General features: G+C 68.7%; 22 protein-coding genes and 1 pseudogene. 8 read left to right on the top strand and 15 right to left on the bottom strand.

Annotated features, from left to right (window positions below; genetic code table 11):
* Positions 1–6: 6 nt before the first annotated feature.
* Entirely contained in the window at positions 7–2,415 is a 2,409-nt protein-coding gene (lon, locus tag F3S47_RS06740) for an endopeptidase La (protein WP_150444487.1), read from the bottom strand.
* A gap of 186 nt (positions 2,416–2,601) precedes the next feature.
* Positions 2,602–3,189: a hypothetical protein gene (locus tag F3S47_RS06735; protein ID WP_150444486.1), complete on the bottom strand. Its 588-nt coding sequence runs from the start codon at positions 3,187–3,189 to the stop codon at positions 2,602–2,604.
* Between the two features lie 128 nt (positions 3,190–3,317).
* On the opposite strand from F3S47_RS06735, the gene F3S47_RS06730 reads away from it, so the two are divergent.
* Positions 3,318–3,881: a hypothetical protein gene (locus tag F3S47_RS06730; protein WP_150444485.1), complete on the top strand. Its 564-nt coding sequence runs from the start codon at positions 3,318–3,320 to the stop codon at positions 3,879–3,881.
* A gap of 5 nt (positions 3,882–3,886) precedes the next feature.
* Here F3S47_RS06730 and tgt read toward each other — a convergent pair whose 3' ends face one another.
* A complete protein-coding gene (gene tgt, locus F3S47_RS06725; protein ID WP_150444484.1) occupies positions 3,887–5,014 on the bottom strand; it encodes a tRNA guanosine(34) transglycosylase Tgt in 1,128 nt (375 codons plus the stop codon).
* Between the two features lie 100 nt (positions 5,015–5,114).
* Positions 5,115–5,564, bottom strand: a pseudogene (locus F3S47_RS06720) (YciE/YciF ferroxidase family protein); the annotation flags it as partial.
* Positions 5,565–5,845: 281 nt separating this feature from the next.
* Here F3S47_RS06720 and rimK point away from each other — a divergent pair.
* The 6 genes from rimK (at position 5,846) to F3S47_RS06690 (ending at position 11,309) form a co-directional block, all read left to right on the top strand.
* Entirely contained in the window at positions 5,846–7,270 is a 1,425-nt protein-coding gene (rimK, locus tag F3S47_RS06715) for a 30S ribosomal protein S6--L-glutamate ligase (protein WP_150444482.1), read from the top strand.
* Positions 7,271–7,357: 87 nt separating this feature from the next.
* Positions 7,358–7,720 (top strand): SUF system Fe-S cluster assembly protein, encoded by a 363-nt coding sequence (locus tag F3S47_RS06710; RefSeq protein ID WP_150444481.1) that lies wholly within the window; start codon positions 7,358–7,360, stop codon positions 7,718–7,720.
* A 51-nt stretch (positions 7,721–7,771) separates the two neighbouring features.
* Positions 7,772–9,439: a mechanosensitive ion channel family protein gene (locus F3S47_RS06705; RefSeq protein WP_150444480.1), complete on the top strand. Its 1,668-nt coding sequence runs from the start codon at positions 7,772–7,774 to the stop codon at positions 9,437–9,439.
* 85 nt (positions 9,440–9,524) lie between these two features.
* The gene (locus tag F3S47_RS06700; protein WP_150444479.1) at positions 9,525–10,151 is read left to right on the top strand and encodes a hypothetical protein; all 627 of its coding nucleotides are present in this window, start codon (positions 9,525–9,527) and stop codon (positions 10,149–10,151) included.
* Positions 10,152–10,883: a DUF3307 domain-containing protein gene (locus tag F3S47_RS06695; RefSeq protein ID WP_150444478.1), complete on the top strand. Its 732-nt coding sequence runs from the start codon at positions 10,152–10,154 to the stop codon at positions 10,881–10,883. It abuts the gene before it with no gap.
* A 48-nt stretch (positions 10,884–10,931) separates the two neighbouring features.
* On the top strand, positions 10,932–11,309 hold the full coding sequence (locus F3S47_RS06690) for a HesB/IscA family protein (RefSeq protein ID WP_150444477.1): 378 nt from the start codon (positions 10,932–10,934) through the stop codon (positions 11,307–11,309).
* 3 nt (positions 11,310–11,312) lie between these two features.
* Here the strand turns inward: F3S47_RS06690 and F3S47_RS06685 are convergent, their stop codons facing one another.
* Complete coding sequence (locus F3S47_RS06685) at positions 11,313–12,215, bottom strand: isopenicillin N synthase family dioxygenase (protein ID WP_150444476.1); 903 nt, start codon at positions 12,213–12,215, stop codon at positions 11,313–11,315.
* Between the two features lie 121 nt (positions 12,216–12,336).
* On the opposite strand from F3S47_RS06685, the gene tpiA reads away from it, so the two are divergent.
* A complete protein-coding gene (gene tpiA, locus F3S47_RS06680) occupies positions 12,337–13,083 on the top strand; it encodes a triose-phosphate isomerase (RefSeq protein ID WP_150444475.1) in 747 nt (248 codons plus the stop codon).
* A gap of 106 nt (positions 13,084–13,189) precedes the next feature.
* Here tpiA and pgi read toward each other — a convergent pair whose 3' ends face one another.
* The 10 genes from pgi to F3S47_RS06630 form a co-directional block, all read right to left on the bottom strand.
* Positions 13,190–14,794: a glucose-6-phosphate isomerase gene (pgi, locus tag F3S47_RS06675; RefSeq protein WP_150444474.1), complete on the bottom strand. Its 1,605-nt coding sequence runs from the start codon at positions 14,792–14,794 to the stop codon at positions 13,190–13,192.
* Between the two features lies 1 nt (position 14,795).
* A complete protein-coding gene (gene pgl / locus F3S47_RS06670) occupies positions 14,796–15,467 on the bottom strand; it encodes a 6-phosphogluconolactonase (RefSeq protein WP_150444473.1) in 672 nt (223 codons plus the stop codon).
* A 197-nt stretch (positions 15,468–15,664) separates the two neighbouring features.
* Positions 15,665–17,116 carry a glucose-6-phosphate dehydrogenase gene (zwf, locus tag F3S47_RS06665; RefSeq protein ID WP_150444472.1) on the bottom strand — a complete coding sequence of 484 codons (1,452 nt, stop codon included), beginning with the start codon at positions 17,114–17,116 and terminating at the stop codon, positions 15,665–15,667.
* 104 nt (positions 17,117–17,220) lie between these two features.
* A complete protein-coding gene (gene speB / locus F3S47_RS06660) occupies positions 17,221–18,165 on the bottom strand; it encodes an agmatinase (RefSeq protein WP_150444471.1) in 945 nt (314 codons plus the stop codon).
* Positions 18,166–18,340: 175 nt separating this feature from the next.
* On the bottom strand, positions 18,341–18,925 hold the full coding sequence (locus tag F3S47_RS06655; RefSeq protein WP_150444470.1) for an HNH endonuclease: 585 nt from the start codon (positions 18,923–18,925) through the stop codon (positions 18,341–18,343).
* Positions 18,926–19,094: 169 nt separating this feature from the next.
* Entirely contained in the window at positions 19,095–19,433 is a 339-nt protein-coding gene (locus F3S47_RS06650) for a DUF3140 domain-containing protein (RefSeq protein ID WP_150444469.1), read from the bottom strand.
* A gap of 54 nt (positions 19,434–19,487) precedes the next feature.
* The gene (locus F3S47_RS06645; RefSeq protein WP_150444468.1) at positions 19,488–20,156 is read right to left on the bottom strand and encodes an alpha/beta hydrolase; all 669 of its coding nucleotides are present in this window, start codon (positions 20,154–20,156) and stop codon (positions 19,488–19,490) included.
* A complete protein-coding gene (locus F3S47_RS06640) occupies positions 20,153–20,776 on the bottom strand; it encodes a DNA-3-methyladenine glycosylase family protein (RefSeq protein WP_223877746.1) in 624 nt (207 codons plus the stop codon). Before F3S47_RS06640 ends, F3S47_RS06645 begins: the two co-directional genes overlap by 4 nt.
* Entirely contained in the window at positions 20,773–21,489 is a 717-nt protein-coding gene (locus F3S47_RS06635) for a cobalt-precorrin-6A reductase (RefSeq protein ID WP_150444467.1), read from the bottom strand. The genes F3S47_RS06640 and F3S47_RS06635 overlap by 4 nt, the downstream gene beginning before the upstream one ends.
* Positions 21,486–22,529, bottom strand: coding sequence for a cobalt-precorrin-5B (C(1))-methyltransferase (locus F3S47_RS06630; protein ID WP_150444466.1), 1,044 nt, complete (start codon positions 22,527–22,529; stop codon positions 21,486–21,488). Before F3S47_RS06630 ends, F3S47_RS06635 begins: the two co-directional genes overlap by 4 nt.
* Positions 22,530–22,556: the final 27 nt, after the last annotated feature.

Raw genomic sequence — 22,556 nt, 5'->3', positions numbered from 1 at the left:
AGTCGGTCAGTGCGTGGTGGCGCTCGGCCCTTCCTGGGCCTTCAGCGCCCGCTCTGCCGCGGCAGCCTCTTCCGCCGCCTCGTCCCACTCGATGGGCTCGGGCTTGCGGACGAGGGCGTGCTCCAGCACCTCCGAGACGTGGGTGACGGGGATGATCGTCAGCCCCTCCTTCACGTTGTCGGGGATCTCGGGGACATCCTTCTCGTTCTCCTCCGGGATCAGCACCGTGGTGATGCCGCCCCTCAGAGCCGCCAGCAGCTTCTCCTTCAGACCGCCGATCGCCGAGGCGTTGCCCCGAAGCGTGACCTCGCCGGTCATGGCGATGTCCTTGCGGACCGGGATCCCGGTCAGGACCGAGACGATGGCCGTGACCATCGCGAGACCCGCCGAGGGTCCGTCCTTCGGGGTCGCCCCGTCAGGCACGTGGACGTGGATGTCGTAGGCGTCGAACTTCGGCGGCTTCACCCCGATCTGCGGCGCGATGGAGCGCACGTAGGACGAAGCGGCGTCGATCGATTCCTTCATCACGTCGCCGAGCTTGCCGGTGGTCTTCATCCGGCCCTTGCCCGGCAGGCGCAGCGCCTCGATGTTCAGCAACTCGCCGCCCACGGAGGTATAGGCCAGCCCCGTGACCACGCCGACCTGATCCTCCTTCTCGGCGAGACCGTAGCGGTGACGCTCGACGCCGAGGAAGTCGTTCAGGTTTTCCGCGGTCACCTCGATGACCTCGGCCTCCTTCTTGACGATCTTGGTCACTGCCTTGCGCGCGACCTTGGCGATCTCGCGCTCGAGGTTCCGCACGCCCGCCTCGCGGGTATAGACGCGGACCATCGCGGTGAGGGCATCGTCGGAGACCGAGAACTCCTTGGCCTTCAGACCGTGATTCTTCATCTGCTTGGGCAGCAAGTGCTGCTTGGCGATCTCGACCTTTTCGTCCTCGGTGTAGCCGGCGAGCGGGATGATCTCCATCCGGTCCAGGAGCGGACCCGGCATGTTGTAGGAGTTCGCCGTCGTCAGGAACATGACGTTCGAGAGGTCGTATTCCACCTCGAGATAGTGGTCGACGAAGGTCCCGTTCTGCTCCGGGTCGAGCACCTCGAGCATCGCCGAGGCCGGGTCGCCACGGAAGTCCTGACCCATCTTGTCGATCTCGTCGAGCAGGATGAGCGGGTTCGTGGTCTTGGCCTTCTTCAACGCCTGGATGATCTTGCCCGGCATGGAGCCGATGTAGGTCCGGCGGTGACCGCGGATCTCGGATTCGTCACGCACGCCGCCCAGCGAAATGCGGATGAACTCGCGTCCCGTGGCCTTCGCGACCGACTGGCCGAGAGAGGTCTTGCCGACGCCCGGAGGGCCGACGAGGCACATGATCGGCCCCTTCAGCTTCTTCGAGCGCTGCTGCACCGCGAGGTACTCGACGATCCTTTCCTTCACCTTCTCGAGGCCGTAGTGATCGGTGTCGAGGATGTGCTCGGCGCGGGACAGATCCTTCTTCACGCGGGACTTGGTGCCCCACGGGATCGACAGCATCCAGTCGAGGTAGTTGCGCACGACGGTCGCCTCGGCGGACATCGGGCTCATGTTCTTGAGCTTCTTGATCTCCGCGTCGGCCTTTTCGCGGGCTTCCTTCGAGAGCTTGGTGTTCTCGATCTTCTCCTCGAGCTCGGCGATCTCGTTCTGGCCCTCGTCGCCATCACCCAGCTCGCGCTGGATCGCCTTCATCTGCTCGTTGAGGTAGTACTCGCGCTGGGTCCGCTCCATCTGCGACTTCACGCGGGTCTTGATCTTCTTCTCGACCTGCATGACGGACATTTCGCCCTGCATCAGGCCGTAGACCTTCTCCAGCCGCTCGGCGACCGTGAGCGTCTCCAGAAGCTCCTGCTTCTGGGCGACCTCGATCCCGAGGTGGCCGGCAACCAGGTCCGCGAGTTTCGCGGGCTCGGTCGCTTCCGAAACGGCGGCGAGCGCCTCTTCGGGGATGTTCTTCTTGACCTTGGCGTACTTCTCGAACTCCTGCGCGACGGAGCGCGTCAGGGCGGTGACCGTCTCCTGGTCGCCCTCGCTCTCCTCGAGATACTCGGCGGAAGCCTCGAAGAAGTCCTCGTTCTCGACGAAGCCGGTGATCTGCACGCGCGCGCGGCCCTCGACCAAGACCTTCACGGTCCCGTCGGGCAGCTTCAGCAGCTGCAGCACGTTGGCGAGGACGCCGGTCCGGTAGATGCCGTCGGCGGTGGGTTCGTCCACGCTAGGGTCGACCTGGGACGACAGCAGGATCTGCTTGTCGTCCTGCATCACCTCCTCCAGCGCCCGCACGGATTTCTCGCGGCCGACAAAGAGCGGCACGACCATGTGCGGGAAAACCACGATGTCGCGCAGCGGCAGCACTGGGTAGGTGGGGCTGAGAGGCTCTTGCATTCTCGTGTCCTTATGTTCTGCGGCAGAACGGCCTGGCCCCTAGATATCGGCGACTCTGGGCCGTCCCCTGACTGGATGTTGAAAGTGGGGCCGAGAGCGCCCCGTTTCAACCTCGCCCGTTTCGCGTAAGTCTGCCCGTCCCGGCCAGATGCCACAAGCGTGAACCGGGCCCTCCGGACGAAAAGGTTAACGCGTGAAGGTGATGGCCCGCCGGGCAATCCCCTGCCCGCCATTGAGCCGCCCGATCGTGGCCCCGGTCATGAAGCCGGGCCCCTGCACGATGAGGTAGAGATCGAACTCAACCTGGCCCTGAGGCTCGGTGAATGTGCCGGTGGCGTGCAACCTGGGCAGCGCGTTCAGGTCGCAGCCGAGGACGGTGCTCATCTCGTCGCCGTCAAGCACGTTCGCCGCGGCCGCCGCCGAGCCTTCCTCCGGTGTGAAGTTCAGGTCCGGTCCCCGGTAGAGCTCCAGCGGGTAGCTGCCCGGAGCCGGGCCGCCGTCGATGGTCAGGCCGCCCGCCGTGACGCTGATCGAGGCCGTCGAGGCGTCCCCCGTGGGCAGAGGAACCGTGCGGCCGTTCATGGTGAGGACCCCCGCCCCGTTCTGGACCGACCAGACGCCGTCCAGCGTCGCGGCTTCCTCCGCCCACCAGGCCTCGGACTCTGCTCCGCAGTAGTCCGGCTCCTGCGCATGGGCCTGCAGTGCGAGGACGGCGACCCCGGCGGAGAGAGCGATGCGACGTGAGGTGGTGTTCAACATGGTCTTACCTTTCATCTGTCCCGCCCGGAGCGTCGCAACCCAGACGTCGCCTGTCCACCGAGGAGACGCCCGGCTTGATCGCAAGGGTCCGTCCCTGCCAGTCTGGGGTACAGTGACACCGTTGATTATTGCCGGAGATCCAGATGAAAGCCCTTGCCGCCGCTCTCGCCCTCGTCGCCTCCCCCGTGCTCGCCCAGGCTCCCTGCGAGATCCCGCCCTCGCAATGGCAGGCCCGCCTCGGCCCGATGCTCGCGGGGAACTGGACGGTGGACAACGGGCCCGGCGTGGCCTCTCTCGGCGGCGGCGGCATGCCCATGGGCCCCGAGCCCAGCGCCCCGGCGGTGATCGCCTCGGACGGCACGCGGACGACCGTGAGCGCCCCCGACTACACGATGACCATGGACGTGAGCTTCATGCCGCAGGAGACTTGGAACTACGGCAGCTCGGACCCGAACTCGCCCTTCGCCTCCCTGCCCGCGCTCGAACACGCGGACATCGGCCTGCTGGCGGACGGGGGCTGCACCACGGACGAGCTGCCCCGGGTCCTGATGCAGGGCAGCGTGCCGATCCAGGGCACGACGACGCTCGACATCACGATGCGGCTCTTCATGATCAGCCCGGACATGATGACCGGCGCGGCGCAGTTCCGGATGATGGCGCAGGGTGTGCCCATCGAGGGCCGGCGGATCATCACCTTCACGCGCTGAGCGGATCAGAGCGGCTCGATGTCTCCCTCGCGGCGGAGCGCGTGAAAGCCCGCCTCCCACTCCGCGAACCGTCCCGCCGAGATGGCCTCGCGCATCCCCGCCATGAGGTCCTGGTAGTAATGCAGGTTGTGCCAGGTTAGCAGCATCCCCGAGATCATCTCTCCCGCGCGGAAGACGTGGTGGAGATAGGCCCGGCTGTAGCCCCGGCAGGCCGGGCAGCCGCACTCCTCGTCCAGGGGCCGCGGGTCGTCGGCATGGCGGGCGTTCTTGAGGTTCACCTGCCCGCGCCGCGTCCAGGCCTGCCCGGTCCGGCCGGATCGTGAGGGCAGCACACAGTCCATCATGTCCACCCCACGCTTCACGGCGCCAACGATGTCGTCGGGCTTGCCCACGCCCATGAGATAGCGCGGCCGGTCCACTGGCAGCATTCCCGGCGCGTAGTCCAGCACGCCGAACATCGCCTCCTGCCCCTCGCCGACCGCGAGCCCGCCGATGGCGTATCCCTCGAAGCCGATGGCCTTCAGCGCCTCGGCGCTCTCCTCGCGCAGCTCCCGCGTCACGCCGCCCTGCTGGATGCCGAAGAGCGCATGCCCCGGCCTGTCGCCGAAGGCCTCCCGCGAGCGTTCGGCCCAGCGCATCGACAGCCGCATGGATTCCGCCACCCGCGCGTCCTCCGCCGGCAGCGAGGGGCATTCGTCGAAGGCCATGACGATGTCGGAGCCCAGCAGCCGCTGGATTTCCATCGACCGTTCCGGCGTCAGCTCGTGTTTGGAGCCATCGATGTGAGAGCGGAAGGTCACGCCCTTTTCTGTCAGCTTGCGCAGCTCCGCGAGGCTCATCACCTGGAAGCCGCCGGAGTCCGTCAGTATTGGCCTCTCCCAGTTCATGAACCGGTGCAGCCCGCCGAGCCGCGCGACACGTTCCGCCCCGGGCCTCAGCATCAGGTGATAGGTATTGCCCAGCAGGATATCGGCCCCCGTCGCGCGAACGCTCTCGGGGAGCATCGCCTTGACCGTGGCGGCGGTGCCGACCGGCATGAAGGCCGGCGTCCGGATGTCACCGCGCGGGGTGGTGATGGCGCCGGTGCGCGCGGCGCCGTCGGTGGCGTGGAGGGCAAAGGAGAAACGGGTCATGCGCGCCGATTAGGGCGCGCGCGGGACCGGCGCAAGACAAAGCCCCCGCGCGGTGCACGGGGGCCTGTCGTCTTTAGTCTGTCTCAAGAGGCTGCCCCGATCAGGCCGCTTCCCGGTTGAGCTCGGTCTCGCCGAGCTTCGAGAGCGTCCGGTCCGCATTGTACTCCTGGTCGAGCGTCTGCTCGAGAAGCTTGGCAACGGTCGGCTTGTCGAGCGTCTTGGCCCAGGAGACCATCGTGCCGTAGCGCGCGATCTCGTAATGCTCGACCGCCTGCGCGGAGGCCACCAGACCGGCGTCGAGCGCATCGCCCGCCTCGGTCTCGGACATGATCTCCTCGCCTTCTTCGAGGATGCCCTGGATCGCCTCGCAGGTGACGCCGCGATGCGGAATGTCGAGTTCGTCCATCACGCGTTCGAGCCGGCGGATATGCTCCTCGGTCTCGCCGTGATGGTGCTCGAAGGCGGCCTTGAGATCGGGCTCGGTCGCCTTTTCGGCCATCTTCGGGAGCGTCTTCAGGATCTTCTGCTCCGCGTAGTACATGTCCTGAACGAAGTGGGTGAGTCTTGCAGGTTTTTCATCACGATCCTCCTTTCGAGAGGTTCAGTGGTGACTGTGGCCCCGTCCGGGGGCGTTCTGCCCCGAAAACACGGGCCGCCTGCGGGCGTTCCAACAATTCGGGACCGCGGCGGAGACCGGCAGATCGCCGCCTCCCGCGTGGCGATGGCGGCTTCCCAAGCATCGCCGAACCTGAGAGAGCAGGTCTCCGGCCTTCGGGTTGACACCCCCGAGGGGGCAGGCACCCTCCGGGACGATCCAACGGGAGACAAGACATGACAGACGACGCGAGCCCGATCCGCCTGGGCTGGGAGGAATGGCTCGGCCTGCCGGACCTCGGGCTGCCGACGCTCAAGGCCAAGGTCGACACCGGCGCGCGCACCTCGGCGCTGCATGCCTTCGACATCGAGACCTTCGGCTCCGCCCGCGCGCCGAAGGTGCGCTTCGCCGTACACCCGCTGCCCGGCAACGACGAGCTCTCGATCCCTTGCTCGGCGACCATCGTGGACCGGCGCGAAGTGACGAGCTCCAACGGCGAGACCGAGATGCGCTTCGTCATCGCGACCGAGCTCGACGTCGGAGACGGCCAGTCCTGGCCCATAGAGATCACCCTGACCGACCGGGGCGACATGCGCTCACGGATGCTGCTGGGCCGCCAGGCGCTGCGCGACGACTGTGTGGTCGCCCCCTCCGAGCGATACCTGCGTCCCGAGCGGAGCTTCGACGTCTACTCGGCGAAGAAGATCAAGGAGACCCAGCCCAATCGTACCCTGCGCATCGCCGTCCTGAGCCGCGAGCCCAACAGCTACTCGACCCAGCGCATCGTGCACGAGGGCGAGAACCGCGGCCACGTCGTCGAGGTGATCGACACCTCGCGCTGCTACATGGCGATCAATGCGCTCGCGCCCGAGATCCACTACGACGGCAAGCGCCTGCCCCGCTACGACGCGGTGATCCCGCGCATCGGCGCTTCGATCACCTCCTACGGCACCGCCATCCTGCGGCAGTTCGAGACGCTGGGGACCTACTGCGTCAACGGTTCGGCCGGCATCACCGCCAGCCGCGACAAGCTCCACGCGCACCAGGTGCTCGCACGGCACAGGATCGGCATGCCCGTCACCGCATTCGCCTCGTCTCCCAAGGACACCGACAACCTCATCGGGCTCGTGGGCACCGCTCCCCTTATCGTGAAGCTGCTGGAGTCGACCCAGGGCAAGGGCGTGGTCATGGCCGAGACCAAGAAGGCCGCCCAGTCGGTGATCGACGCCTTCCGGGGGCTGCGCGCCAACTTTCTCGTGCAGCAGTTCGTGAAGGAGGCCGCGGGCGAGGACATCCGCTGCTTCGTGGTCGCGGGCAAGGTGGTCGCCGCCATGCGCCGCACAGCCGGCGGCGACGATTTCCGCTCGAACCTCCACCGCGGCGGTACGGCCGAAGCGGTCAAGATCACCCGGCAGGAGCGCACCGCGGCCGTCCGCGCGGCGAAGGCCTTCGGGCTGAACCTCGCCGGGGTGGACCTGCTGCGCTCCAACGACGGGCCGAAGATACTGGAGGTCAATTCGAGCCCCGGGTTCGAAGGCATCGAGAAGGCCTCCAAGAAGAACCTGGCCGGCACGCTCTACGAGCAGATCGAGGCGCAGGTGAAGCCGCAGCCGATGCGCAAGCGGTCCACCCGCAGCGCCGCCAAGGCCCAGACCGGCTAGGTGCGACATGGGGGCAGCGCCCCGGTGCTGCCCTTTACCCCCGGCCCCTGAATCCCTATCTTTTCACTCAACGAAAAGGGATAGCCCATGACCGAACAGGCCCCGCCCCTCGAAGGCGCCCCTCTCATCCAGCCGTCGAGCACGGATCACCCGCTCTACGACTCCATCGTGGAGGCTTGCCGCTCGGTCTACGACCCGGAGATTCCGGTCAATATCTATGACCTGGGCCTGGTCTACACCGTCGAGATCGACAGCGAGAACGCGGTGCGCATCATCATGACCCTGACCGCGCCCGGCTGCCCTGTTGCGGGCGAGATGCCCGGCTGGGTCGCCGGCGCCGTCGAGCCTCTGCCCGGCGTCAAGCAGGTCGACGTCGAGCTGACCTGGGATCCGCCCTGGGGCATGGACATGATGTCCGACGAGGCGCGCCTCGAACTCGGCTTCATGTAGGCGCGTTCCGCAACTGCTGGAACCGGAGCCCGGCGGTCCGGTTCTAGATGCATGCGCGCGCCGGCCCTGTACCTCGCCTTGATCGTGTCTGTGCTGCTGTCCGCGGGACAGCAGCTGGTCGCGCAGCAGGACCAGTCCTCGAACTGGTACGAGATCGACGAGCTGAATCCCGGCCTCGGCGCGGCGCCCGAGGATATCGACCGGGCCACGCCCCAGGCGGCCATGGAAAGCTTCATGTTCCGGGCCTCCGAGGGGGACTGGGAATCGGCGGCGCATGTCCTGGACCTCGCCTCGATCCCCGAAGAGGCGCAGGCCGAGATCGGGCCCGAGCGTGCCAAGCAACTCTACACGATCATCGACCGCAAGATCATCGTCGACTGGCACATGCTGTTGGACCGGCCCGACGGCCTGAACGCCCGCGCGCCCTCCGACAGCGCCATGTCGGGCGAGCCCCGGCGCTCTCTTCTGCTCTGGATCGTCGACCTGCCCGAAAGGCCGGTCACGATCCGCCTGAACCGCGTGAAGGCGGAGGGAGAGGACGCGGCCTGGGTCTTCTCGCGGCAGTCGGTGGAGAACCTTCCCGCGCTCGCCGACCGCTTCGGTCCCTCCGCGCTCGAACAGATGCTGCCCGATCCCCTGCGGACGCGGGCGTTCTGGGGGCTGCGCTGGTGGGAGGTGATCGCCCTGCCGCTGATGATCGCGGTCGCCACCCTGCTCGGAAGCATCACCTATTCCCTGATGTCGCGCGGTCTGCACCGGACGCGACGCGACGACGGCTCGAGTTCGCTGCTCGTGGCGATGCGGCCGCCCGCGGTTCTTGCGGTCGTCACCCTGACCGTCGGGCTGATGACCAAGCACCTCTTCGTGTTCTCGGGGCGGATCGACACGGTCCTCTCGCCCCTGATCGCGATCGGCTTCGTCAGCGTCACGCTCTGGGCGATCATCAACGCCGTGGACACCCTGCTCGACCGCCTTGTCCAGTTCGACGGCGGCGAGCTGAGCTCGGTGGCCGAGGGACAGGAACGCAAGCGCCAGTTCGCGACCAAGATTGCTGCCGCCCGGCGGGCCATCATCGTGATCGTCGTGATCTTCGGCGCAGGCATCGTCCTGCGCGAGGCCAACATGATGCAGACGCTGGGCTTCTCGCTCCTGGCCTCCGCCAGCGTCACCACCCTTGTGCTGGCCTTCGCCGCGCGGAACGTGCTGGCCAACATCATGGCCTCGATGCAGATCGCCATGAACCAGTCCGCCAAGATGGGCGACAAGCTGCTGTATCAGGGCTACATGTGTTCGGTCGAGCGGATCAACTTCACCTTCGTCCAGCTTCGGGTCTGGACCGGCAAACGCCTGATCGTCCCGGTGAGCGAGTTCGTCGCCGAGCCCTTCGAGAACTGGACGATGCAGGAGCCCTTCATGATCATGGAGATCCGCCTGCGCCTCGCCCACGGGGCCGACATCGAGCCTCTGCGCAAGCGGTACTTCGAGATCCTCGACCAGCTGGATGAGGGTGGCGAGCCGCATGCCGACAGCCGAGGCGTCTATGTCTCCAACCATGACGTCTTCGGCATGGAGGCGCTCTTCATGGTACCTTGCGAGGATCCCAACACCGCCTGGGCGCGCGCCTGCGAGGTTCGCGAGCGGCTCCTGCGCGCGGCCGCCGATCTCGAGATGGAGGCCGAGGCCATGTTCCCGGACGCGAACCCCGCAGAGGCAGCGTGACGGGGAAAACAAGCCCTCAAGCTTGATCGCCTGAAAGCAAGTCGTAATGCTTGCAAATCAAAAAAGCAAGCCTTAATACTTGCTCATGTCCTTCGCCGTGCTGACCGGAGATATCGTGGCGTCCGAGGACGCCGGCCTCGCGGCCACCCAGGCCGCGCTCGACGCGCTGCGCCGGGCCGCCGAGGACTTCGGAAAGGACCGCGAGGAGGACCTGAGATTCACCCGCTTCCGGGGCGACGGCTGGCAGGCGATGACCTCGCACAACAGCTTCTTCGACGCGACGCTCTTCCTGCTCGCGCGCCTGCGCGCCGAGGACGAAGAGATCGAGACCCGTATCTCCATCGGTATCGGAGAGGTGGAGTCCAGCGGGACCCGTGACCTCTCCGATGCCTCAGGTTCCGCCTTCACGCAGTCCGGGCGCGGCCTGGACGCGATGGGTCGCCGCGACCGGCTGGCGATCTCCGGTGCGGGGATCGGACCGTTCCAGCGGGCCGCCCTTGCCCTCACGGACTACGTCACCTCCTCCTGGACCGCCGCACAGGGCGAGGCGGTCGCGCTCTCGCTCGACCCGGCGACCCAGACGCAGGACGACATCGCCCGCCGGATCGGCGTGACCCGACAGGCCGTGCAACTGCGCCTCTCCGCCGCCGGCCTCCCCTGGCTCGCCCCCGCGCGAGAGGCCTTCGCCAGCCACGACTACCGGGAGACCTGAGTGGCAGAGACCTTCACCGCCCTCCTGATCGCTCACGTTCTGGCCGACTTCGTCTTCCAGACCGACGGCATGATCCGCCGCAAGGCCCGGATCCCGGTGCTCCTGCTCCACGCCCTCGTCGTACTGGCGCTGCTGCTCGCGGCCTTCGGACGTCTCGACGTCCCCGCGCTCTACCTCCTCGCTCTCGCGCATCTCGTCATCGACGCGGTGAAAGTGCGGTTCGGCGACAGCCTCCGCCCCTTCCTGCTCGACCAGGGAGCGCACCTGGCGACCCTCGGAATCGCGACGCTCGCGGTCCCGGACCTCTGGGCGCAATCGCTCTGGATGGCGGTGGACCCCGGCACCGCGCGGACGGTTCTCGCTGTCCTGCTCTACGTCGCGGGCTTCACCGTCGCCGTGCGCGCGGGCGGCTTCGCGGTGGGCAAGCTGCTGGCGCCGATGACGCCCCACTGGGTCCGCGCGCGCATCCTCTCCGGCGGCTTTCCCGGCGCGGGGCGGATCATCGGCCAGCTGGAGCGCGGCCTCACCTTCGCGCTGGTCCTCATCGGCCAGCCCACCGGCGTCGCCTTCCTCGTCGCCGCGAAGTCGGTCATGCGCTTCAACGCCACGCGGGAGGACCGGAGCATGGCGGAATACGTCATCATCGGCACGCTCGCCTCGGTCGCCTGGGCCCTCGCCGCCGCCTACGGCACCCAATGGCTCGCGCAGGCGATCGGCATCGCGCCCCCTTGAGAGAGAGCGCCCGCGGGACTAGGTCTGGGGACGACAAGGAGATGTGCCATGTTCTCGATCCCCGGCAAACAGGCCGTCACGATGACCGAAGCGGCCGCCGCCCAGATCCGCAAGCTGATGGACGCCAAGGGCCACAAGGGCCTGAAGGTCGGCGTCAAGAAAGGCGGATGCGCGGGCATGGAATACACCATGGACTACGCCGACGAGATCGACCCGCATGACGAGGTGGTCGAGCAGGACGGCGCGCGCGTGATGATCGCCCCGATGGCGCAGATGTTCCTCTTCGGGACAGAGATCGACTACGAGGTCTCGCTGCTCGAAGCCGGGTTCAAGTTCCGCAACCCCAACGTCACCGACGCCTGCGGCTGCGGCGAATCCATCAAGTTCAAGGATGTCGAGGAGCTCGCCGCCGAACGCGGCGCCTGAGCCCTAGCCCGCCTTCAGGTGCAGGTAGGTTTCGTCGTAGCGCTTCTGCAGGTGATCGGCCGCGCGGATCGTGCGGCCTGAGCCCACCGGCGCGACATTGGCGTCGTGGCGCGGATTGAAGAAGAGCGGCACCGAGATGCGCTCCTCGCGGCTCCCGATCACCCGGTGTTCAGTCGCCCGGATTCGACCGTCGCTCCAGAACTCCAGCATCTCTCCGAAGTTGATGATGAAGGTCCCGGGCTCCGCCGAGACCGGAAGCCAGCCGCTCGGGCTGTTCACCTCAAGCCCCGCGACACCGTCCGTCGCAAGCAGCGTGAGACAGCCGTAGTCCGTGTGCGCTCCGATCCCGAAGTCGCGAGCGCCCGCCCAGTCGGGCCGCTCGGGATAGTAATTCCCGCGCAGCAGAGCCATCGGGCGGTCGAACTTGTCCCGGAAATAGGCGCGGTCCTCGCCGATGGCCCCCGCCAGCGCCGAGAGCAGGTCGAGCGAGAAGGCGCAGGCGTCGCGGTAATAGGCCTCCAGTACGGCGCGAAATCCCTCGGGCCGGTCGGGCCAGAGGTTCGGCGCGTAGACCTTGAGGCCGCTCTCGGGCCATTCGTGACCGCAGTCGAAGACCTCCTTGTAGTCGGGGTTCGCCTCCGGATCGACCTGCTCGGAGCGGGGCGCGCCCCAGCCGCGGCTTGCCTCGGTGCGGCTCATGTCGACCTTCGCCTTCTCCTCCTCCGGCAGGGCGAAGAACCCGCGGTAGGCGGCGATCAGCTCTTCCACGCGGGCGCGGTCCAGCGGCGTGTTGTGCACCGTCAGGAAGCCGATACCACCGGCCGCGTCGCGGGTACGGGCGGTTTCAGCCGGGTCGCCGGCGAGCAGCCTGGCGGCGTCGATGGCGGGGATCGAGGTTTCTGTCATGGTCCTTCAACGTCGGTCGGGCCCGGCGTGTTTCAGCCGGGCGGCAGCGGGATGCAAGCTTTGTTGACCCTGCCCCGCCATTGCGGCGAGAAAGGCCGCGACCCAAGACAAGGAGAGGCCGATGCGCCGCAAGCTCGCCGCCGGAAACTGGAAGATGAACGGATCCCTCTCGGCCATGGCCGAGGTGCAGGCGCTCTGCGAGGCGCATCCCGAGCCGAAGGTGGACATGCTGCTCTGCCCGCCAGCCACGCTGATCTGGCCGATGGCCTCGATGCGGGGCGAGCATCCGCTCGCCGTCGGCGCGCAGGACTGCCATCCCGAGGACAAGGGCGCGCATACCGGCGACATCGCGGCGCCGATGCTGCGCGAGGCCGGGGCGACGGCAGTCATCGTCGGGCACTCCGAACGGCGCGCGGATCACGGCGAGAGCTCCGAGACGGTCCGGGCCAAGGCCGAGGCCGCCCACCGCGCGGGCCTTCTCGCTGTCGTCTGCGTGGGCGAGACGCTGGAAGAGCGTGAGGCCGGCCGCGCGCTCGAGGTCGTGGGAGAGCAACTCGCCGCCTCGCTGCCGCCGGGATCGACCGGCGAGACGGTTGTCGTGGCCTACGAGCCTGTCTGGGCCATCGGCACAGGCAAGGTTGCCGGGACCGAGGAGATCGGCGAGATGCACGGCTTCCTCCGCGAGGCTCTCCGCAAGAGCCACCCCGAGGCGGCCGATGCGATCCGGCTGCTCTACGGCGGCTCGGTGAAGGGGTCGAACGCGGCCGAGATCTTCGCGGTGCCGGACGTGGACGGGGCCCTCGTCGGGGGCGCGAGCCTCACGGCAGAGCAGTTCTCTCCGATCGTCACGGCGCTGGAAGGCGCCTGACGGAGCACCCGTCCAAATTTGGACGGGACCTTAAGTATCGGACTTAAAACGGATAACCTATCCCGATCGAGACCGCCCGGCGCGCCGCCGGGCGGTCTTCCGACGGTCACTCCGTGAGGCCGTATTTGCCCAGAAACGCGACCAGGGCGGCGGTCGAGCCGTCCTTGCCCTCGGCGCTTTCCTTGCCCTCGACCACCGGCTGCAGGTCCGTCGCCAGCTCTTTGCCGAGCTCCACGCCCCACTGGTCGTAGGAGTTGATCCCGAGCACAGTGCCCTCGACGAAGACCCGGTGCTCGTAGAGGGCGACGATCTTGCCCAGCATCTCCGGCGTGAGCGTCTCGTAGGCGAGCGTCACCGAGGGCCGGTTGCCCGGGAAGACCCGGTGCTTCGCCTGCCGCTCCAGCTCGTCGCCCTCGAACTTGTCGCGCACCTTCTCGCGCGCCTCGTCGAGCGTGCGACCCTTCATCAGCGCCTCCGACTGCGCGAGGCAATTGGCGACCAGCAGCTGGTGCTGGTGGTGCAGATCGTCCTCGTGACCGCGCGCGGCGACGAGGAACTCGCAGGGGACGACCTGCGTCCCCTGGTGGATCAGCTGGTAGAAGGCGTGCTGGCCGTTGGTCCCCGGCTCGCCCCAGACGACGGGCCCGGAAGGCACGGACAGATCCTCGCCGTTCATCGAGACGCCTTTGCCGTTCGATTCCATCTCGAGCTGCTGCAGGTAGGCGGGCAGCCGCGCGAGCCGGTTGTCGTAGGGCAGAACCGCGCGGGTGGCATGGCCGCAGACCTGGTTGTGCCAGATCCCGGTGATCGCCAGCAGCGCCGGCAGATTCTCGTGCCAGGCGGCAGTATGAAAGTGCCGGTCCATCTCGTGCCCGCCGCGCAGGAAGGCACGGAAAGCGTCGGGCCCGATGGCGATCATCAGGCTCAGGCCGATGGGACCCCAAAGGGAATAGCGCCCGCCGACCCAGTCCTCGAAGCCGAAGACACGCGCGGTGTCGATGCCGAAGTCCGCGGTCTTGTCGAGCGCCGAGGAGAGCGCCGCGAACTGCGCTGCCGGGTCGGAGACCTCATCGGACATCCAGGCCTTCGCGGTGCGCGCGTTCGTCATGGTCTCGATGGTCGTGAAGGTCTTGGAGGCGACGATCACCAGAGTCGTCTTCGGATCGCATTCCCGCAGGACCGAGGCGATGTCCGCCGGGTCCACGTTCGACACGAAATGGCAGCGCGGCCCGTCGTGGTAAGGCGCGAGCGCGATGGTTGCCATGGCCGGGCCGAGGTCCGAACCGCCGATGCCGATGTTGACGACGTCGGTGATCTTGCCGCCCGCGCCATGGAAAGCGCCGCTGCGCACCTCTTCGGCAAAGCGCTCCATCCGCTCCAGCGTCTCGCGGACGCCGGGCATCACGTCGTGGCCGTCGACCCAGACCATCCCGCTGTCGAGATTGCGCAGGGCCGTGTGCAGCACCGCCCTGCCCTCCGTCTCGTTGATGCGGGCGCCGGCGAACATCTCGTCGCGACGTTCGGCGACCCGGGTCTGTCCGAGCAGGTCGAAGAGCAGCTTGCGCCCCTCGGCGTCGATGTTGGTCTTGGAGTAGTCGAAACGCATCCCGAGCGCCTCGGCCGAGAACTCCTCCGCCCGCTCCGCGTCCAGCATCTCGGCGAAACGGCGATCCTTCACCTGCGAATGGTGCGCCTTGAGGTCAGCCCACATCTCAGCTCTCCGCCCAGTGAACCACGGCGTCGCGCAGCACGGCGGCGACCGGGGCCTCTTGAGGTTTCAGGGTCCGGGCCCGTTCCAGCGCCTCGCGCTTCTCAGAGCCGGTGATGACGATATGCGTGCTCATGGCGTCGCGCAGCACCTTGGCCGAAAGCGTGACCCGCGGCTCGGGCGCACCGGGCGCACGCATCGGCACGACGAGGTCGTCTCCGGTCAGCGCGTCCTCCAGCCGGTCGGCACCGGGGAAGATCGAGGCGGTATGCATGTCCGATCCCATGCCAAGCACCAGCACCGAGAGCGGCAGCTCGGGCTTCAGGCTCTCCTCGATCTCGGCGAGCCGGTCCTCCGGTTGGTCTGCAGGCAGGTAGAGCGGGATGTACTTCGCCTCGGCGGCGCGGTCGGTCAGCAGACGCTGGCGCACGAGCCGGGTGTTGGAGCGCTCGTGGTCCTCGGGCACCCAGCGTTCGTCCGTCAGCATGACGTGGACGCGGGACCAGTCGAGGTGCGTTGCGCAGAGGGAATCGAAGATGGGCCCGGGCGTGCTGCCGCCCGGCACGGCGAGCGAGGCGTGGTCGTGGCCCGCCAGCGCCGCCCGCAGCTCGGAGGCGAGCATGTCGGCGATATCCATCATCATCATCTCGGCGTCGGGGTATTCCTTGAGCTCCATGGCGCCTCTCTTCCGTCTTGGCCGGCCGGGCCGGCGATTGCAGCGACACTTGCCCCGGAGCGGGCGGGCGTCAACGGGGGCAGGCCGCGGCCCGCTTGCGGGTCGGCGGTTCGAAGACCGCCCTACGGGCCCGAAGTCCCGCTGTCGGGCGGGTTTTCAACCCACCGCCACGGACGCCCCCCGAACACGCGGGAGCATCACCCCTTGATCTCTCTCCACCGGCGGCCGTCGCGGTGCATGAGCATCATCGCGTCCTCGGGCCCCGCCGTGCCCTGGTCGTAGTGCTTGGGCACGTCGTTGCGCGCCTCCCAGGCCTCGATGATCGGGTCGGTCCAGGCCCAGGCCGCCTCGACCTCGTCGCCGCGCATGAAGAGCGTCTGGTTGCCCCGGATCACGTCCATGATCAGCCGCTCGTAGGCGTCGGGCACCTCCTGCTCGTCGCCCAGCGCGTCGGCGAAGGTCATGTCGAGCGGCACGTCCACCAGCCGCATGCCCCCCGGGCCTGGCTCCTTGATGGTAACCTGCAGGTCCATCCCCTCGTTCGGCTGGAGCCGGATGGCGAGGATGTTGCGGTGCCGCGCCTCGTCGCCCTCGAAGATCGAGTGGCCGATGTCCTTGAACACCACGGCGATCTCCGAGACCCGGCCTTTCATCCGCTTGCCCGTGCGCAGGTAGAACGGCACGCCGGCCCAGCGCATGTTGGCGATATGCGCCTTGAGCGCGACGAAGCTCTCGGTGTGGCTGCGCGGGTTCTCGACGTCCTCCCGGTAGGAGGGGCCGCCGGAGCCCGGCTCGTACTGGCCGCGGACGATGTGGTGGAAGTCGACCGGCTGCAGGGCGCGGATCACCTTGAGCTTCTCGTCGCGCACGGCGTCGGCCTCGAACTGGTTGGGGGCCTCCATCGCGATGAGGCAGAGCAGCTGCATCAGGTGGTTCTGCACCATGTCCCGCATCGCACCGGACTTGTCGTAGTAGCCGCCGCGTCCGCCCACGCCCACGGTCTCGGCCACGGTGATCTGGATGTGGTCGACGTAGTGGCTGTTCCAGAGCGGCTCGAAGAGCGCGTTGCCGAAGCGGACGGCCATCAGGTTCTGAACCGTCTCCTTCCCGAGGTAGTGGTCGATCCGGTAGATCTGGTCCTCGCGGAAGTGCTGGGCCAGCGTGGCGTTCAGGGCCTTGGCGCTCTGCAGGTCGCGGCCGAAGGGCTTTTCCACCACGATCCGGCTGTCACGGTCGGCGATGGCGTGCTGGTGCAGGCGCTCGGCGAGGTCGCCGAAGAGACCGGGCCCGACGGAGAAGTAGAAGGCCCGGATCACGCCGTCCCGCATGAGCTGGGCGAGTTCGGACCAGCCGCCGTCGCCCCGGGCGTCGACGGCCACGTAGTGCAGCGACTGGACGAAAGCCTCGAGGGACTCGGTGTCCTTGGTTTCGGAGCCGCCGAATTCCTTGATCGCGGCCATCATCTGCTTGCGGTAGTCCGCGTCGTCCATCTCCGACCGGGCGGCGGCGATGACGCGCGAGCCCTCGGGCATCTGGCCGGCCCGGAACCGGCGGAAGAGACCGGGCAGGATCTTGCGGCGGGCGAGATCGCCGGTGCCGCCGAAGATCACGAGGTCGAACTGCTCGACCGGAATGACGCGAGACACCATGCGGGCCCCCTTTTCGGCTTGCGAGGAGCGGTTAGCGCTAACGCGCCCCCTCTATCGGCCTCCCCGAGGCCTGTCTAGCGCGGGCATACAGGATTCGCAGCCCGTCACACCATCACGCAGAGCAGTTCGAAGAGGATCGAAGCCCCGAGCCAGGCCGTCGCCCCGCCCTGGTCGAAGGGCGGCGAGACCTCCACGACGTCGGCGCCCACGATGTCGAGCCCGGCGAGGCGGCGCACCACCCGCTGCGCGTCGAGCGAGTTCGGCCCCCCGATTTCGGGCGTCCCGGTGCCCGGCGCGAAGGCCGGGTCGACGAAGTCGATGTCGTAGGAGACATAGGTCGGCCCCTCTCCGGCGATCTCCATCGCCTCGTCCATGACGTCGCCCCAACCGCGGTCGACGCACTCCTCGATCGGGATGACCCGGATGCCGTGGGCCTTGGCGAAGTCGCGGTCCTCCATGTCGTAGGCGGTGCCGCGGATGCCGATCTGCACGACGCGCTTCGGGTCCAGCAGCCCCTCCTCGACCGCGCGGCGGAAGGGTGTCCCGTGGGTGTACTTCGTGCCCCCGAAATAGCCGCGGTAGAGGTCGGTATGGGCGTCGAAGTGGACCATGCCGAGCGGCCGGTCCTTCGCGAGCGCCCGCAGGATCGGCAGGGAACTCAGGTGATCGCCGCCCGCCGTCAGGGGCCGGATGCCGGCGGCCGCGAGGTCGGTGTAGTAGGCCGTCACCCGCTCCAGCGTATCCATCAGGTCCGCGGGGTTCGGCCCGACGTCGCCCAGATCGGCGCAGCGCCGCCGGACGAAGGGCTCGACGCCGGTGGCGGCGTTCATCGCCCGGATCATGGTCGAGGCGTCCCGCAGGGCACGCGGCCCGTGCCTGGCGCCGGGGCGATTGGTGGTGCCCCCGTCCCAGGGGAGACCGACGATGCCGATCTCGACCTCGGCGTATTTCTCGTGCCCCGGGGGGACATGGGGCAGCCGCATGAAGGTCGGCACCCCGGCGAAGCGCGGCAGGTCCATGCCGCTGACGGGTTGGAAGTCTGTGCTCATGGGCCGGAGCCTAGCGAGGCGCGCGGGCCGCGGAAAGGCCGTCGGCCGACGAGACAATCAGCCGGAATAGGACAGCCTGATCCCCTTGGTCCGGCATTCCTTGATGAGGGACCGCGTGCTGGCTCAGTCTTTCACGGAATCGGTCAGTTCGGAGGGGTCTCGGCCGCCGGAGACCTCAGGCCTCGAGCTCGGCGTCCCAGTAGAGGAAGTCGAGCCAGGTCTCGTGCAGGTGGTTCGGCGGGAATTTCCGGCCGAGGTTCATCAGCTGCTCCGCCCCGGGACGCCGCGGCGGCTTGCGCAGGGCCATGCCGCACTGGCGCAGGCTCTTGGAGCCCTTCTTGAGGTTGCAGCGCGCGCAGGCGGCGACGACGTTCTCCCAGCTGGTGACGCCGCCCCGGGCTCGGGGGATGACGTGATCGAATGTCAGATCGCCCTTCCCGCCGCAGTACTGGCAGCAGAATTCGTCCCTCAGAAAAAGATTGAAGCGCGTGAATGCCACGCGCTTCTGGGGTTTGACGTAATCCTTGAGAACGACGACCGAGGGGATCCGTATCTCGGTCGAGGGACTTCGCACAGACTCGTCGTATTCCGCGACGATGTCCACGCGGTCGAGCCAGGCCGCCTTGATGGCCTCCTGCCACGGCCAGAGCGACAGCGGGTAGTAGGACAACGGCCGGTAGTCGGCATTCAGAACCAGTGCCGGATGGTGTCTGAGCCCCGCGGGCTCGCGCACGAACTGTCTCCTGAAGTTTCCGTCCATGGTGTCAGCCTAACCCGCCCTGCTGCCTCTGTCGCGGCGCCGGCGCGGAGGCCGCGCCCCGTCCACGATCTGACTATATCTGGCGCTTCGCGCCTGACAAGACCCACATATATGTGAGCCTCTGTGGACAAGCCCATAGGCCGATTCTGTCACGGGAGGATGACGCGTCTCAGGCGCAGCCGTCGTCCTTCATCGGGTCGTGGCCCCAGTTCATCAGCGACCAGCGCCAGTCGGATTGCTCGGGGTCGTTCGGCACCTGGGCGCAATGGCGGTTGATGTAGCCCACCACCTTGGCCATGTGATCCCATTGGCCGTCGCTTAGGTCGTCCTTGTCGGTACGCTTGATCTCGACGATCCGCTTGCCGCTGTCGCGCCCGGTGGAGTTCGCGTCGCCGGTGTCGCCCACCGACCTGCTCTCCTCCGTCTGCAGGAAGTCCTCGATCTCCTTGGGCGACATGTTCACCCTGTCGCGCCACTCCTGCCAGATCTCGTCTCGGGATTTGCTCATCGCGGGGCCTCCATGTGTCGGAGGCGAACCCGCGCCCGCGTGGGCCGGTTCCGCCTAGCGGTAACCCAGCCGCTCGCGCATGAAGGCGAGCGCCACCTGCAGCCCGTCCTGGGCGATCCCGTGGCCCGTGCCCTTCTGGATGTGGGCATAGACGTCCGACCAGCCGGCCTCCTGCAGCCCCTCGGCTGCCTGCGGCAGCGACTCGGGCGGGACGACGTCGTCCTGGTCGCCGTGAACGAGCAGCACCGGCGGGCGCGACTGCACCTCGTCGACGAGATGCTCGGGCTCCAGCAGCCGCCCGGAAAAAGCGACGATCCCCGCCACCGCATCCTCGCGACGCGGAACCACGTGCAGCGCCATCATGGTGCCCTGGCTGAAGCCGAAGACCACGACCTGCTCGGGCATGAGATCCTCGTCGACCATCACCCCGTCGAGGAAGGCGTCGAGATCCTCCGCCGCCCGGTAGAGGCCCTGCCGGCTTTCCTCTTCGGAGGAGCCGTCGATCCAGGGGATCGGGAACCACTGGAGCATCCCAGGCGCCGCGATCGATTCCTCGGGCGCGTTGGGCGCGAGAAAGAGCGTGTCCTCCATGTGCTCGGCCAGCGGATCCGCGAGCGCGATGAGATCGGCCCCGTTGGCCCCGTAGCCGTGCAGGAACACCACCGCCGAGCGCGTCTCGCCCGACGCCGCCTCGCGCCGTTCCGCCTGTAGATACCTCGTCACGCCGCACCCTCCCGGCCCGTTTCCAGCCGGTAATAGGCCCAGAGCGCCCGTGCCGCAACCGAGGCCCAGGGCGACCAGGCCTGCGCCCGTTCTCTCAACTCGCGCTCCGTCGGCCTGCGCTCCAGACCGTAGAGTCGTCGCGCCGCCTCCTGCAGCGCGAGGTCGCCGGCCGCGAAGACGTCGCGCCGGCCAAGCGAGAACATGGCGTAGATCTCCGCCGTCCAGCGCCCGATGCCGGGCACCGCCACGAGCGTCGCGATGACCTCCTCGTCCGGGGCCCGCCGCAGGACCTCGTAGTCGATTCCCGCCTCAGCGAGCGCCCTGAGGTAGCGCTGCTTGGGCCGGGAGAGCCCCGCCTGCCGAAGGATGTCGTCGGCCGCACAGCGCACCGCATCCGCCTCGGTCAGCCCCGCCCCTTCGCACCGCGCCCAGATCGCCGCCGCCGAGGCCGTCGAGACCTGCTGACTGACGATGGCCGAGGCGAGCGCCGCGAAGCCGTCCTCCCTCCGCCTGAGCGGCAGCGGCGCGCAGAGCGCGACGGCCCGGGCCATCCGCGCGTCCCGCGCCGAGAGCCAGGCCGCCCCCTCGGCCACGTCATCGGGTCCCTCGACCAGCCTCACGGCCGCAGCACCCAGTCCACCGCCTCCCCGACCGTCGAGACCCGCTCCCCCTCCGGCACCGGCGGCCGCCGCATCAGGGCGACCGGCAGCCCCAGCGCCCGCGCGGCGTCGAGCTTGCCCCGCGCCGTGCCGCCGGAGTTGCGCGCCACCAGCCAGTCGACGCCCTCCTCGCGGAAGAGCGCCTCTTCCGCCGCGGCATCCCCGGGACGCCCCGCGATCACGCGCCACCCCGGGACGGGCGCTGCCCCCGGGTCCGCCACCCGCAGCACCACCGCGCGCCCCGCGAGCGCGCCGAACTCCGCGGCCCGCTGCGCCCCGACCGCCAGGAAGATTCGCGCGTCCTCCGGCACGACATCCGCGACCTCTTCCGGACCGCCGACCTCCCGCCAGTCGTCCCCCGGCCCCGGCGCCCAGGCCGGCCGCAGGAGCCGCAGGTAGGGCAGCCCCTCCTCCGCGCAGACCGCGGCCGACCGCGGCCCCATGCGCGCGGCGAAGGGATGGGTCGCGTCCACCACCGCCCGGACGGGCACCGTGCGCAGATAGTCGCGAAAGCCCTCCGCCCCGCCGAAGCCGCCCACGCGCACCGGCGCGGCCAGCGCCTCCGGCCGCTCCGTCACCCCCGCGAGAGAGGCCACGACGGCCACCCCGCGCTCCGCGAGCGCCCCGACCAGCGCCCGCCCCTCCGCGGTCCCGGCGAGCACGAGGACGGTCATGCCACCGCCAGCACGGTGCCCGCGCGGTCGATCACCAACGTCTCCACGGCGACACCCGAGTCGCGCAGCACCTCCCCGGCCACGCTTCGCGCCTCGCGCGCCACCCGCTCGGCCAGTGGCGCCCCGGCGATCTCCCAGGCCTCGAGCGCCGTGTTGCATTCCGCCAGCCGAGGGTCCCCCATCCAGGCCGCGAGCGCCGCGAAATCGACCTGGCTTCGCCCGGAGTGCAGGTCGAGCGCCCCCTGCGCGAGCTTGGTCATCTTGCCGATGCCCCCGCCGATGACGAGCCGCTCCACCGGGTGCCGCCGCAGGTACTTGAGCAGCCCGCCCGCGAAATCCCCCATGTCCAGCATGGCGTGATCGGGCAGGCCGTAGCGCGCCTGCACGACGCGCTCGCTCGTCGCCCCGGTGCAGCCCGCCACCCGCGTCAGCCCCGCCGCCCGCGCCACGTCGATGCCGCGGTGGATCGAGGCGATCCAGGCCGCGCAGGAGAAGGGCCGGACCACGCCCGTCGTCCCGAGGATCGAAAGCCCGCCCTCGATCCCCAGCCGCGGGTTCCAGGTCTTCGCCGCGAGAGCCGCGCCGCCCGGAACCGAGATGGTGATCTCGACCGCCGGCGCCCGTCCGAACTCGGAGGCGAGATCGGCCACGACCTCCTCCATCATCTGCCGCGGCACCGGGTTGATGGCGGGCTCCCCCACGGCGACCGGCAGCCCCGCCTTCGTCACTGTCCCCACGCCCTCCCCGGCGCGGAATACGACACCCGCCTGCGCCTCCGCCACCCGCGCGACGATCATCGCCCCATGGGTCACGTCCGGGTCGTCGCCCGCGTCCTTGACGATGCCGACCTCGGCCCAGCCGTCCCCCGTGTCACGGTGCGCCACCTCGAAGACCGGCTCCTCGCCGCGGGGCAGCCGGATCGAGACGGTCTCCGGCCATGATCCGCCCCAGAGTCGCAGAAGCGCCGCCCGCACAGCCGCGGTGGCGCAGGCTCCCGTGGTCCAGCCACGCCGCAACTCTTTGCCCGGCTCGCGATCCATCGCCCGGACCCTACCCCCGCGGCCGCC

The organism is Histidinibacterium aquaticum, from assembly GCF_008710275.1.
Lineage (GTDB): Bacteria > Pseudomonadota > Alphaproteobacteria > Rhodobacterales > Rhodobacteraceae > Oceanicola > Oceanicola aquaticus.
The sequence above is the reverse complement of the archived record's forward strand: the minus strand, read 5'-3'. Positions and strand labels throughout refer to the sequence as shown.

Excerpts from the sequence above, each read along its gene's own strand:
- pgi (WP_150444474.1), bottom strand. The coding sequence starts at position 14,794 with ATGTGGGCTGACCTCAAGGCGCACCATTCGCAGGTGAAGGATCGCCGT.
- F3S47_RS06735 (WP_150444486.1), bottom strand. The coding sequence starts at position 3,189 with ATGAAAGGTAAGACCATGTTGAACACCACCTCACGTCGCATCGCTCTC.
- F3S47_RS06655 (WP_150444470.1), bottom strand. The coding sequence starts at position 18,925 with ATGGACGGAAACTTCAGGAGACAGTTCGTGCGCGAGCCCGCGGGGCTC.
- lon (WP_150444487.1), bottom strand. The coding sequence starts at position 2,415 with ATGCAAGAGCCTCTCAGCCCCACCTACCCAGTGCTGCCGCTGCGCGAC.
- F3S47_RS06635 (WP_150444467.1), bottom strand. The coding sequence starts at position 21,489 with ATGACCGTCCTCGTGCTCGCCGGGACCGCGGAGGGGCGGGCGCTGGTC.
- speB (WP_150444471.1), bottom strand. The coding sequence starts at position 18,165 with ATGAGCACAGACTTCCAACCCGTCAGCGGCATGGACCTGCCGCGCTTC.
- pgl (WP_150444473.1), bottom strand. The coding sequence starts at position 15,467 with ATGGAGCTCAAGGAATACCCCGACGCCGAGATGATGATGATGGATATC.
- F3S47_RS06700 (WP_150444479.1), top strand. The coding sequence starts at position 9,525 with ATGTCCTTCGCCGTGCTGACCGGAGATATCGTGGCGTCCGAGGACGCC.
- F3S47_RS06685 (WP_150444476.1), bottom strand. The coding sequence starts at position 12,215 with ATGACAGAAACCTCGATCCCCGCCATCGACGCCGCCAGGCTGCTCGCC.
- tpiA (WP_150444475.1), top strand. The coding sequence starts at position 12,337 with ATGCGCCGCAAGCTCGCCGCCGGAAACTGGAAGATGAACGGATCCCTC.
- F3S47_RS06705 (WP_150444480.1), top strand. The coding sequence starts at position 7,772 with ATGCGCGCGCCGGCCCTGTACCTCGCCTTGATCGTGTCTGTGCTGCTG.
- F3S47_RS06710 (WP_150444481.1), top strand. The coding sequence starts at position 7,358 with ATGACCGAACAGGCCCCGCCCCTCGAAGGCGCCCCTCTCATCCAGCCG.
- F3S47_RS06650 (WP_150444469.1), bottom strand. The coding sequence starts at position 19,433 with ATGAGCAAATCCCGAGACGAGATCTGGCAGGAGTGGCGCGACAGGGTG.
- tgt (WP_150444484.1), bottom strand. The coding sequence starts at position 5,014 with ATGACCCGTTTCTCCTTTGCCCTCCACGCCACCGACGGCGCCGCGCGC.
- F3S47_RS06730 (WP_150444485.1), top strand. The coding sequence starts at position 3,318 with ATGAAAGCCCTTGCCGCCGCTCTCGCCCTCGTCGCCTCCCCCGTGCTC.
- rimK (WP_150444482.1), top strand. The coding sequence starts at position 5,846 with ATGACAGACGACGCGAGCCCGATCCGCCTGGGCTGGGAGGAATGGCTC.
- F3S47_RS06690 (WP_150444477.1), top strand. The coding sequence starts at position 10,932 with ATGTTCTCGATCCCCGGCAAACAGGCCGTCACGATGACCGAAGCGGCC.
- zwf (WP_150444472.1), bottom strand. The coding sequence starts at position 17,116 with ATGGTGTCTCGCGTCATTCCGGTCGAGCAGTTCGACCTCGTGATCTTC.
- F3S47_RS06630 (WP_150444466.1), bottom strand. The coding sequence starts at position 22,529 with ATGGATCGCGAGCCGGGCAAAGAGTTGCGGCGTGGCTGGACCACGGGA.